We start from the raw sequence: 12,197 nt of genomic DNA, 5'->3' as shown, positions 1-12,197 counted from the left end.
TCGCTTTTTTTAATGTGGAAGCAATTCTAGTTTCTTTCGAAGTTTTTCTTCGCTGAAAATCCATCCTGTATATGAATTAATAATATTTAAATTTTGATCGAGCTGAACGATTGCGACGAATGGATAATAATCTTTACTTCGATACCGCAAATCAATAAATCGAACTTCATAATAGTTATCATAATCGAAAATATCCCAGCGATATACAGGTGAGAAAGATAAGAAAGCTGATATATTTTCATCTCGCACAGCAGCTTGCATAATTGCAGTATTCGGGAACGGTACGCGATTAAATTTATCGTATACAAGGATATTACCGCGGTGCCATCTTGCGACGTAGTAATGTTCAGTTGTAACGACGGCTAAATGATAATGATAAAATTTGTAAGAAGGAGAAATAATTACTTTCTCTACATTTTTGAAACGTTTGTATACTACACTTTTGATATTTCGATGCATCATAATGCGGCCGATGTAGTAAACAAACATTAATATATACGCTGCTAAAGCAGTATAGCCTTTATGTGCTCCGACAAGCATACAGGCGATAGCGAGTATATGGATAAAGAAAATGACCGTATCAAACGTATTAATTATGCCGAGCGCTACCCATTTTTTTGTGAAGGGCCTTAATGCCTGTGTACCATAGGCATTGAAAATATCCACAAAAACATGAAGAAAGACGGCAATAAATGACCAAAGTAGTAGATGCAGATAGGGAGCGTCTGAAAAGAAGGCGAAAGAGATGCCACTTATAAGGAGTGACCAAAGAATCACTGCAGGAATGGAATGAGTAATCCCGCGATGATTTCTTATATATTTAGCGTTATTACGCAATTTTAAAACTGTATCGATGTCAGGAATATTGGAACCGGCAATTGTTGCAAGCATCACTGCTTGTGGTCCAATATCACTTTGTGCTATAGCTGGATCTAATGTTGCCAAACTGCCTAGAGTAACGCCCATAACAAGGTGAGTGGCTGTATCCATAGAAATCCACCTCCGTTTTTTATTAATGTAACTCTTTTTATTCGATACCTCAAGTCCTTTGCCTTCTATTTCCTATGTCATCTTACTTAAATTTTTTCCTAAAATCTTTATAATAGTACGTATATGCAAAAAAATGAGGGGGATCAAGTTTGACACTTGAAATATTAAATGAGTTTAACATAGAACAGTTTCAAAATGATTTAATTGGTTGGTTTGAAAAAGAACAACGTGATTTACCGTGGCGAAAAAATAAAGATCCATACCGTGTTTGGGTTTCGGAAATTATGTTACAGCAAACAAGGGTAGAGGCTGTAAAACCATATTACGCAAATTTTATGGGGAAGTTTCCTACGCTTGAAGCGCTAGCAACTGCCGATGATGAAGAAGTATTAAAAGCATGGGAAGGCTTAGGTTATTATTCTAGAGCACGAAATTTACACGCTGCAGTAAAAGAGGTAAAAGAAGTATATGGCGGGACAGTACCGAGCGATGTAAAGAAAATTGAAAAATTAAAAGGAGTAGGACCATATACAAAAGGTGCCATTTTAAGTATTGCATATGGCATACCAGAGCCAGCGGTTGATGGAAATGTTATGCGCGTATTATCTCGTATTTTATCAGTGTGGGATGATATTGCAAAACCGAAGACGAGAAAAGTTTTTGAAGAGATTGTGCGTGAAATTATTTCGACAGAAAATCCATCTTATTTTAACCAAGGTTTGATGGAATTAGGTGCATTAATTTGTATACCGAAAAATCCATCTTGTTTACTTTGTCCTGTACGTGAACATTGCAGAGGGTATGCTGAAGGTGTTCAAAAAGAACTACCAGTGAAGAGTAAAGCGAAAGCACCTACAATGGTACCGCTCGTTGCAGGAATACTTCAAACTGAAGATGGCCGTTACGTAATTAATAAACGCCCAAGTACGGGATTACTGGCTAATATGTGGGAGTTCCCGAATATTGAATTAGGTGAAGGTATTCGTAATCAGAAACAACAGCTTACGGATTATATGAAGGAGAGCTTTAATCTCTCTGTTTCAATTGATGAGTACGCGATGAATGTACAACATACTTTTACACATCGTACTTGGGATATATTTATATTTTACGGAAAAGTAACAGGTAATATTGTCGAAACGGATACATTAAAGTTTGTATCGAAAGAAGCGTTTGAACAGTTACCTTTCTCGAAATCGCATCGTACAATTTACGAAAAGTGCGTTGAGAAAATTACAATGCAATAAAGTGAAACTTTAATCAGTGGGGGTTTTCTTCATCCCCCACTGATTATTAGCCTTCACCAATCGGGCTTTTACGGGCAGCCCGACCCCAACCTAACTTCTTTGCTTTCGCTGCATTTTGAGGTGGGGGTCTTACTGCCCGGCAAATAGCGGGATAAATAATAAAAAACGTGTTCCAGAACTTTGGAACACGTTTTTTATATTGAAAATAAATTTGTATTTTGAGGTTGAAAATCCACGCGTTTATAATCCGCCCCGTGACTCGATTTCTTTCACAATTTCTTTATAAATCGTTTGTCCCTCTACATTTAGATAAGGCATAATTTGCTGAAATGAATGATGAAAATAAGCTAATTCATCCTCTTTCCATTCATTTTTGGAAATCATAGTTAGCTCAGTCATATCACGTCCAGTATACATATTCCCACCTCCATCATATGTAGTTTGAAGGAGTGATAAGAGATATATGCGTGAATTTTTAAAAAGAAAATTAAGGATAACTTCTAAGTGAATTGGTTATATTATTGATTGTGGAGGTGAGAAAGATGAGTAAAAAACAACAAGGTTATAATAAGGCAACTTCTGGTGCTAGCATTCAAAGTACAAATGCTAGCTATGGTACAGAGTTTGCAACTGAAACGAATGTACAAGCAGTAAAACAAGCAAACGCACAATCAGAGGCACAGAAAGCACAAGCTTCTGGTGCTCAAGGTGCAAATGCTAGTTATGGTACAGAGTTTGCAACTGAAACAGATGTGCATGCAGTGAAAAAACAAAATGCACAATCAGCTGCAAAACAATCACAATCTTCTAGCTCAAATCAGTAATGAAGGAAAAACACTTCTCCGTTCGAGAGAAGTGTTTTCTTTGTGTGCGTGTCACTGTAATGAAAATAAAGCGAACGACATAACTTCTAATAAGTCAACAAATGTAGTCAAAGGAGAAAGAAGTTCACGATTAGAAATATGTAATAGGAATTATAACTGGCGAATGAATCAAAAAGGGGGTAAGTGATGAACGACTTTGATAAGTTGGTAGGAGAGCAGTTGGAAACGATGGATGAGCTTTTAAAGTTACAATCACATTTAGAGAAGTATCAGCAAATTGAAATGAGTGGAAGGGATACGTGCGATAAAAAAGAATTGCATTTTATCCGTCAAGAAATATACAGAACAGAAATAGCATTAAAACTTTTGCATGAAAAATTTGAACAGCAAACGAATAATGTGATTCAATCTTTTGAAACCGAAAAAATAATTTAAAATTAAGGGTGAGATATGTTGTTGATTTTAGGGGGAAGTCCTTTCTTAAACAGAGATGAGGGGACTTTTCTTTTTGTTATATCTTCGTTTAATCTTCTAAAATACGTATTACTAATTCATAGAGGATTTTCCTTTAGTAAAAGGGTTGGTGATGTGGTATTCAATAATACAAACTTCATTATATTCCTCATGAAAACAAGTGTCCTATCGCTTTAGTTTTAAAATTTCGACAAAAAAGTTATAATAGAAAAAAAGTGAATGCAGTTCAAGGGGTAGTTAAGACAACTTAAGAATGGCATTTGCAGTTGAAAGAAGGGAGCATATATGGGATTTCCCAAAGAAGGAGAAAAGGTACAAATACATAGTTATAAACATAATGGCTCCATTCATAGAATGTGGGAAGAGACAACGATTTTAAAAGGGACGCAGAGTCTTGTGATCGGAGCGAATGATCGTACAGTAGTTACGGAATCAGATGGCCGAACATGGATTACTCGCGAACCTGCGATTTGTTACTTTCATGCTAATTATTGGTTTAATGTGATTGGAATGCTAAGGGAAGAAGGAGTATATTATTATTGTAATTTAAGTTCTCCTTTTGCATATGACTCTGAGGCATTAAAGTATATTGATTACGATTTAGATATTAAAGTGTATCCGGATATGACATATACACTTTTAGATGAAGATGAGTATGAGAAGCATAGTCAAATCATGCAGTATCCACCTGTTATTGATACAATTTTAAAACGAAATGTAGCACATTTAACACAGTGGATTCATCAAAGAAAAGGTCCATTTGCACCAGATTTCGTAGATATGTGGTATGAAAGATATTTAATGTACAGAAATTAAAACAAACCTGCAGGGGATTTCCCGGCAGGTTTGTCCTATTAGAGGGGGGATTATGTGCAAGGTATAAAAAGATATTTACAATTTGTTAAACCATATCGATGGCTCATTGCTATTACAATTATTATTGGTCTTGTGAAGTTTGGTATCCCGCTTATTATGCCATGGTTATTAAAGTATATTATTGATGATGTTATTCAAGGCACGGGATCGCTTCAAGAAAAAACGTCTCAATTAATAACCGCAATTGGGATTGCCTTTTTTATTTTTGCAGTAGTAAGACCGCCGATAGAATATTATCGTCAATATTTCGCGCAGCGCATTGCCAATACAATACTATACGATTTACGAAAATACATTTTTGGGCACTTGCAAAAATTGAGCTTACGTTATTATTCGAACACAAAAACAGGGGAGCTTATTTCACGTGTAATCCATGATGTAGAACAAACGAAGGATTTTGTAATTACGGGTCTTATGAATGTTTGGTTAGATACTGCAACAATTGTTATTGCCATTATCGTTATGTTTTCTATGAATATAAAATTAACCTTTGTTGCTTTATTAATCTTACCTATTTATGTAGTTGCAGTGAAATATTTTTTCGGACGTCTTCGAAAATTAACTAAAGAGCGTTCACAAGCGTTAGCAACTATGCAAGGGTATTTACATGAACGTATTCAAGGAATGCAAGTGACACGTAGTTTTGCATTAGAAGAGTATGAAAGAGGACAGTTTGAAAAGAGAAATAATGAATTTTTAACGAAAGCACTAACTCATACGAGTTGGACGGCGCGAACGTTTTCAGCAGTGAATACGTTAACGGATTTAGGACCGTTACTTGTGATTGGTTTTGCAGCATATGAAGTGATTCAAGGTCAGTTAACTCTAGGGACTATGGTTGCTTTTGTCGGATATATGGATAGTTTGTATAGTCCGCTTCGCCGCCTTGTTAATTCATCTACAACATTAACACAGTCTTTTGCATCAATGGATCGAGTGTTTGAATTGTTGGATGAAAAATACGATATTGTTAATGTGCCAAATGCGGTGCAAACGAAAAGGTTAAATGGGGAAGTTATATTTGATAATGTTTCTTTTCGTTATAATGCGGATGAAAAAGAAATATTGCATAATCTGTCATTAACTATGCGCCCGGGAGAGAAGGTTGCACTTGTAGGGGCAAGTGGAGGAGGAAAGTCATCTCTTGCTAGTTTAATTCCGCGTTTTTATGATGTTTCTGAAGGTGCAGTTTATATAGACGGGATAGATGTAAGAAAGTATAATATGAGAAATTTACGTAGTCATATTGGAATTGTGCTACAAGATAATTTATTATTTAGCGATACAATCGGGGCTAATATTTTATATGGAAATCCGAAAGCTACAGAGGCAGAAGTGATTTCAGCTGCCAAAGCTGCACAAATTCATAATTTTATTACAGAGTTGCCAGAGGGCTATGATACTGTCGTTGGGGAACGTGGTGTGAAATTATCGGGCGGGCAAAGACAGCGTGTAGCAATCGCACGGGTTTTTCTAAAGAATCCGTCTTTACTTATATTAGATGAAGCAACTTCCGCTTTAGATTTAGAGAATGAACGATATATTCAAGAGGCACTGCAAACGTTAGCTGCAGATCGGACAACAATTATCATTGCACACCGATTAGCGACGATTACGCATGTCGATACAATTATTTATGTTGAAGATGGTGAAATAAAAGAAAAGGGTTCTCATGAAGAGTTAATGAAAAAGAGGGGATTTTATTACAATCTATATCAACTTCAGCATCTAACAGAAACAGCTCCTTTAGCGTAAAAGGAGCTGTTTTTTATTCGTCTTCTTTTTTATCTTCGATTTGGAGTTCACTCTCTGGTTTATGGTATGTGTAGAAGCTATCCACAAGTAAATCTAAATGCTCTACTTCTTCACTGTAGTTAATAATTGAAGAAATAAGAGGGAAGAGATGTAACCATATTTTATATGCTTCCTCATCGTCCTTATTTTGATAATCCATAAAGATATCAATCAATTCTTGTTTACCTGTTTCAACTTCATCAAGCATCTCAACGGATTGTTGTTTCTTTGCTTTACCAATAAATTTTAATAACACCTGTTCGTGATAATGCGTTAATGAATCAAGTTCGTTTTGAATAGATTCCTGAAACTCTTCTGGCATATAGCGCAGTTCATTTTCAGTACGATGTAATGACTTTAACGTGCTTAAAGCGCGGCTTGTTGTCGCTAACATTTGTCTGAATAAAACGAGCTTACGAATTTTTGCGAATTGTATTTTTTTCGTATAGCTTCTTTCTTCTTTATACAGCAAATAGTAATGATTTAGTTTAATCATTTTTTCTTTCATGCGATCAATATCGGTTTTTAGCGTTGTAAAATCAGAAGCTTGCCTACTGTTCATACGAATCCATTTAACAATTTCCTCTGTATTATCAACGATGCGATGGTAAAGTTTTGTTTCATATTTTGGCGGCATAAATACTAAATTTACAAGTGAAGCCGCAATAATTCCAATCATAATCGTCGCGAATCGAAGTAAGGCAAAATTAAAGAAATCTTCGCCTTGATACTCCATAATGGCGATAACTGTTACTAAAGCGAGTGATATTGTTTTTTCTAAGCGTAATTGTAAAGTAAGAGCAATTACTAATATACACGTTAATCCAATAATAAAAGGATTATGTCCAAAAGCAGTAGCAAATACGATAGCGAATACCGCACCAATTACGTTTGCTTGAATTTGCTCAAGAGCAGTTAAATACGAGCGGTATACAGACGGTTGAACAGCAAAGATAGCTGAGATTCCCGCAAATACTGGACTCGGTAATTGAAGTAAAATACAAGCAAATAAAGCTAATGTAATGGCAATACCCGTTTTTAAAATGCGAGCACCAAGTTTCATACCCTTATTGATATCCTTTCTCTTGTCATAATGAATGTACAACATGATACTATACATTCATTACAATATGTTAGCAAGTGATATTTTAGTGACGTTAAAAAGTTTAATAAATAAATTACAATCCATTTATAATTTCTCCAAATTCTCTTTAAACATCTATTCTTTAATAAAAAAACCTGCTGAATTTCAGCAGGTTTCAAATTGTTATTCTAGATTACTATGCGATGCTCGCTTCGTCAATTTTTTTATCCCGCATTAACGGGCAGTAAAACTCCCACCTCAAAATGCGACTGGAGCAAAGAAGTTAGGTGGGAGATCAACTGCCCGTAAACGCCCGATTGGTGAAGGCTAATAATCAGTGGGGGATGAACAAAACCCCCACTGATTAAAGTTTCACTTTATGAAAATAAATATTGTACATGTCATTCAGTTGAAATAGATGGATCCGCCTGTTCTTTTTTCGGGATAATTTCATAGAAGTGAAGCTGGATATCATCTAATAATGGTGTTAACAAAGCGACTTCTTCATATTGTTCATGCTCATTTAATACACGAATGTAGTCTAATAATAATTCATTCACATCTTGCAAACCATTTTTACTAATTGGCTGCAATGTTACATTTGCACCTTTAGCAATTCTTCTTTTTAAAGCGTGTTCTGTTAAACCTAAGTTTGGCTCATGACGTAAATAAACAACACCACCAGTCATGCCGGCACAAATCCATGGACCAGGATCTCCTAAAACAAGAGCACGACCATTTGTCATATATTCAAAAGCAAATCCTTTTATATTAGAATATACGCCGATATTTCCTTGTTCTTTTTCGCGGAGTGGTTTTGTAATTCTGCCTCCAATTATCATATCTGCTCCAGAAAGGCGAATGCCAGCACGAGCATCAGCGTTACCTTGCACGTATAATGCACCTTTTTGAGCGCCGTATCCAAATCCTTTTCCGACAGAACCGTTATAATATGTTCCATCTTTTCCTTTTGCTTTCGTTATATAAATGCCACCGCCAAATGAAGTTTTTCCAATTCCATCTTGCGCGCCACCATTTACGTGTATAAATAAGTTCTCGCTATTGTACGCGCCTAATCCGTTTCCGGGAACAGATCCGTTTGTATACTTTAATGTAAGTGGTTCAAGATGAGTGTTTTCATATAATTTGCTACGAATACGATAACAGGATTCTAGACCGCCCATTACGCGTTGCTCTACGCCGACGCTTACTAATTCTTTTGACTGGAGAGAATTTGTTGTTTCAAATTGTTTTTCTTGTACAGATGCCGTTATTTTCACGGATGAATCTTCTATCGTTTGTATTAAATTACGTAAGTCTAATAAATCCTTGCCTCGAGTTTGTTCTAATAAATCCGATCGTCCGATAATATCTTGTAAGTTTGTGTAACCGAGCTGCCCTGTTAAACGTTTCAATTCTGTACCGAAAGTAGTGAATAGGCTTAATAGTCCTGTAACTGCACTTTCTAATTCACGTGGAACGAAACGGCGCAGTCCATGTTCTTTCGCTTGAGCTTCAGATTCAATTTGTGTTGCAATTCCGACGTGGCACGTATCGAGATGACAACCACGGCAAGTTGTACAGCCAATTGCAATCATTGATAATGTGCCAAATCCGATCCGGTTTGCTCCAAGGAGCATGATTTTTAAGGCGTCATTGACACTTCGAATACCGCCATCTGCCCAAATTTCTACTTTATGTCTCATATGTGCTTCTAATAGAGCGTTATGTGCAGCTTTAACACCGATTTCTACAGGAAGACCTACATGTTGCAATGCGTGAATACGCGCGGCGCCTGTTCCGCCATCAAATCCACTAATGTTAATAAAGTCAGCGCCAGCTTTTGCGATACCGACAGCAATTGTTCCGATGTTAGGAACGACAGGAACTTTTACAGCTACTTTTGCAAGATGATTAGCCGTTTTAATTTCTGTAATCATTTGAGCCAAGTCTTCAATTGAATAAATATCATGGTTGTTAGAAGGTGAAATTAAATCGGAACCAATTGTAGCATTACGTGCTTCCGCAATTTTGGCAGTCACTTTTGAACCAGGCAAATGTCCACCCTCACCAGGCTTTGCTCCTTGACCGATTTTTATTTCAATTAAATTTGATGAATTTAGTAGTTCAGCGTTTACTCCAAATCGGCCAGATGCAACTTGTTGTCCGCGGGTATGCGGGTATTTACCAATCATATCTTTAATTTCGCCGCCTTCACCGTTCAAACTAATCATATTTAACTGATTGGCAGCTTCTGCATATGCGCGAAAGGCAATTTCATTTTGAGAACCGAATGACATAGAACTAATAATAAATGGTAAATCATGATTGTGAATGCCGATGGACACTTCTTCAGTTGGAATTACATGTTTTGTTTGTTTTGTTTGAATAAGGTGCCTGATTGCGATAGGGTTATTTTCTTCTAATTCACTTAACTTGTCGCGGTAATCATCATAAGAGTTTCCTTTTGCAACATCACCAATTGCTTTCCAAATCCGCGGGAATATATGAAAAGATTTTCGCATTCTAACTTTTGGATTGTTATAATCATCAGCTCGAATTTTCGCATCTTCAGCAAGTGATTCAAGTGAAAAAGCTAAATCATTTGAACCGAAGAAATTTGTAATTTGTAATATATTTGCGATTTCCTCATGTAATCCAATAGAGGAGAAGAGGCGACCGTAACCGCGTAATTCATGAATTCCAATCGTCGAAATTACTTTCTCTAGTCCTTTATTAAGTGCGGTATACAAATTAGTAATTGGTGCTTTTGTTCCATCATTTACCGTTGCGAACAATAAATAGGGATTAATACCATCTGCCCCTAATCCGTATAGCGTGACGATATCGTGTAAGGAGCGAAGGGCGCCAGAACGTATAACGAGAGAGCATTTCCGGCGTAATTTATTTTCAGTTAATGTTTGATGTACTTTAGCAGTAACTAAATGTGGATCAATCCATAACAGTTCATTTTGATGAGATTTAGCGTCATCTAATACTAGTAGGGAAGCCCCGTTTTTAACGGCTACTATCGCTTCGGAACTAATTCGATTTAACGCGCTTTGTAAAGTTTCTGATGGGTTAAATGTAACAGAAATTGTAGAGACAGAACTATGAGTGATGAATAGCTGTATAAGTTGTTCGTACGTAATCGTGTGTAAGTCTGCCGCGATAGATTGAGATAAATTTCCTTCTAAAATAATTGGTGAGAGCATCTCGATTACAAATGGTTGTTTAGAGTTATCTAATAAACCCGGACGCTCTCCGAGTACAGTACGTGTGGAGAAGTGTTCGACTTCTCGATCACGATCGATTGCTGGATTTGTAACAACGGCTACACTTTCCTTAATGAAATCAGCAATATTTCGTCTATCTGTATCAAGTGCGGCAAGTGGTGAGTCATGCCCAAGTGAACGAATTGGTTCGACGCCTTTTGTCGCCATCTGTTCAAGGAGCTGAATATGTTCTCGATCCCAGCCGAAAGCGACGTATTGCTTCGTTTCAACTTGAACAGAATCACATAATCCCTCAGTTTCTTTCGTTTCAGGGATAGATAAGTTTACATGATAGTTGGTAACATCGATTCGTTTCTTAAAACGGTTGTATACTTCAATTTGATAATTATCGTATTCATAGAGAACAAGCTCATCTTGTTCATTCCATTTTAATCCAACCTTTTCGCCAGGAGCGAGTGGTTTCGGCTCTGCTACATATTCGGCTGGTGATACAACTCCAGGTTCGGAAGAGAAAATATAGGAGCTCTCTGTCTCTACTTTCCAAACAGGGCGTAATCCAAGGGAATCGACACTGAAAACAGCTTCATCTTTATAACGTGAAATGATGCCAGCTGGACCTTGTGCGAAATGCCCCCAAGCCTCACGTATATAAGTGTATAAGTTTTGTAAGTTTGTTTCGTAAAGTTTTATTTCATTAATAATTGGTGGAAATAATATATCCATTGCTTCAAATAAACTGTAGTTATACTGAACGAGAAGGGTTTCTAAGGTGCGGTTTAAATCTTGGGAATCACTGCCCCCGGCAGTAAGTGGTACATTAATCATGTCAGCTTGATCGCGTAATTTTGCAATCGTGTTAATTTCACCATTATGCCCGAGAATACTAAATGGTTGTACACGAAAAAAATTAGATAACGTATTAGTAGAATAGCGATTATGTCCTAGTGTCATAGTTGAAGCGATAAGTGGGTGTTGTAAATCATTGTAATAAGCAACGAGTGTATCACCAGCGCCGAGAACTTTATATACAACATGTTCATGACTTAATGAGGCAACATGAATTGCTTCATTTTCTTCGATTTTTATTGTTACAGAAAATAATGTTTGTTCAATATTTTTAACTTCACTTTCGGCGATAAGGGCAATTTGCCAAAATAAAGGTTCTTCTTGTTTACCAAGAGGACCGAGTGCATCTGAGTTTATTACATCATCATTTTCGAGAACAATTGTAAAGTTTGCATTGTTTAGTTGCGTACGAATGTAATCTTTTAACTCAGCAATGTTTTCTTTTTTGTTTAGAAAAAAATGTCCAACGATAAAGTGGGGATGATCCACAATCGTTGGATTATATCCGCTACTTTTCAGTTTTTCATTCCAAAGTGCTTTTGGCATGTCGATATGAATTCCGATGCCATCTCCTTCGCCATTAATGAAACCAGCTCTATGATTCATTTTGACTAGTGATTGTATACAAAGGTCGATGTTTTCTTTAGTAGGAATTCTTCGTTTTTCCATAACGGAAACGATTCCACACGCATCATGTTCTGCATTTTTATAATTCCGAAATAAAGACGGTGTCCATTTATTTTTTTTATTGAGCATCCGTCAATCCCCCCTCTGGAAAATGAATTTTGAATAATCTTACTATTTAAGGCGTGAACTGCCTTGTATA

9 protein-coding genes are annotated in these 12,197 nt (G+C 36.6%); 5 read left to right on the top strand and 4 right to left on the bottom strand.

Features of this window, described 5'->3' with window-relative positions; translation table 11 throughout:
* Positions 1–9: 9 nt before the first annotated feature.
* On the bottom strand, positions 10–990 hold the full coding sequence (locus MKX77_RS21600; protein ID WP_002151725.1) for a metal-dependent hydrolase: 981 nt from the start codon (positions 988–990) through the stop codon (positions 10–12).
* Between the two features lie 149 nt (positions 991–1,139).
* Here MKX77_RS21600 and mutY point away from each other — a divergent pair, with 149 nt between their 5' ends.
* Positions 1,140–2,237 (top strand): A/G-specific adenine glycosylase, encoded by a 1,098-nt coding sequence (gene mutY / locus MKX77_RS21595; RefSeq protein ID WP_341307756.1) that lies wholly within the window; start codon positions 1,140–1,142, stop codon positions 2,235–2,237.
* A 240-nt stretch (positions 2,238–2,477) separates the two neighbouring features.
* On the opposite strand, the gene MKX77_RS21590 is transcribed toward mutY, so the two are convergent.
* Positions 2,478–2,654, bottom strand: a complete 177-nt coding sequence (locus MKX77_RS21590; protein WP_002159377.1) for a hypothetical protein — start codon at positions 2,652–2,654, stop codon at positions 2,478–2,480.
* 125 nt (positions 2,655–2,779) lie between these two features.
* Here MKX77_RS21590 and MKX77_RS21585 point away from each other — a divergent pair, with 125 nt between their 5' ends.
* The 4 genes from MKX77_RS21585 (at position 2,780) to MKX77_RS21570 (ending at position 6,166) form a co-directional block, all read left to right on the top strand.
* The gene (locus MKX77_RS21585; RefSeq protein ID WP_215555153.1) at positions 2,780–3,061 is read left to right on the top strand and encodes a gamma-type small acid-soluble spore protein; all 282 of its coding nucleotides are present in this window, start codon (positions 2,780–2,782) and stop codon (positions 3,059–3,061) included.
* Between the two features lie 186 nt (positions 3,062–3,247).
* The gene (locus MKX77_RS21580) at positions 3,248–3,496 is read left to right on the top strand and encodes a YgaB family protein (RefSeq protein ID WP_002091121.1); all 249 of its coding nucleotides are present in this window, start codon (positions 3,248–3,250) and stop codon (positions 3,494–3,496) included.
* 324 nt (positions 3,497–3,820) lie between these two features.
* Complete coding sequence (ntdP, locus tag MKX77_RS21575) at positions 3,821–4,351, top strand: nucleoside tri-diphosphate phosphatase (protein WP_000506627.1); 531 nt, start codon at positions 3,821–3,823, stop codon at positions 4,349–4,351.
* 54 nt (positions 4,352–4,405) lie between these two features.
* Positions 4,406–6,166, top strand: a complete 1,761-nt coding sequence (locus MKX77_RS21570; protein WP_341307755.1) for an ABC transporter ATP-binding protein — start codon at positions 4,406–4,408, stop codon at positions 6,164–6,166.
* Between the two features lie 13 nt (positions 6,167–6,179).
* Here MKX77_RS21570 and MKX77_RS21565 read toward each other — a convergent pair whose 3' ends face one another.
* Together MKX77_RS21565 and MKX77_RS21560 are read right to left on the bottom strand one after the other, a co-directional pair.
* Positions 6,180–7,268: an aromatic acid exporter family protein gene (locus MKX77_RS21565; RefSeq protein ID WP_002063696.1), complete on the bottom strand. Its 1,089-nt coding sequence runs from the start codon at positions 7,266–7,268 to the stop codon at positions 6,180–6,182.
* A gap of 422 nt (positions 7,269–7,690) precedes the next feature.
* Positions 7,691–12,127, bottom strand: coding sequence for a glutamate synthase-related protein (locus tag MKX77_RS21560; protein ID WP_341307754.1), 4,437 nt, complete (start codon positions 12,125–12,127; stop codon positions 7,691–7,693).
* Between the last annotated feature and the right edge of the window lie 70 nt (positions 12,128–12,197).

This window comes from Bacillus sp. FSL R9-9410, from assembly GCF_038050385.1.
Lineage (GTDB): Bacteria > Bacillota > Bacilli > Bacillales > Bacillaceae_G > Bacillus_A > Bacillus_A cereus_U.
Note: the sequence above shows the minus strand (reverse complement) of the source record. Positions and strands in the feature narration are given on the sequence as shown.

Excerpts from the sequence above, each read along its gene's own strand:
- MKX77_RS21590 (WP_002159377.1), bottom strand. The coding sequence starts at position 2,654 with ATGTATACTGGACGTGATATGACTGAGCTAACTATGATTTCCAAAAAT.
- MKX77_RS21585 (WP_215555153.1), top strand. The coding sequence starts at position 2,780 with ATGAGTAAAAAACAACAAGGTTATAATAAGGCAACTTCTGGTGCTAGC.
- ntdP (WP_000506627.1), top strand. The coding sequence starts at position 3,821 with ATGGGATTTCCCAAAGAAGGAGAAAAGGTACAAATACATAGTTATAAA.
- MKX77_RS21565 (WP_002063696.1), bottom strand. The coding sequence starts at position 7,268 with ATGAAACTTGGTGCTCGCATTTTAAAAACGGGTATTGCCATTACATTA.
- MKX77_RS21560 (WP_341307754.1), bottom strand. The coding sequence starts at position 12,127 with ATGCTCAATAAAAAAAATAAATGGACACCGTCTTTATTTCGGAATTAT.
- MKX77_RS21580 (WP_002091121.1), top strand. The coding sequence starts at position 3,248 with ATGAACGACTTTGATAAGTTGGTAGGAGAGCAGTTGGAAACGATGGAT.
- MKX77_RS21600 (WP_002151725.1), bottom strand. The coding sequence starts at position 990 with ATGGATACAGCCACTCACCTTGTTATGGGCGTTACTCTAGGCAGTTTG.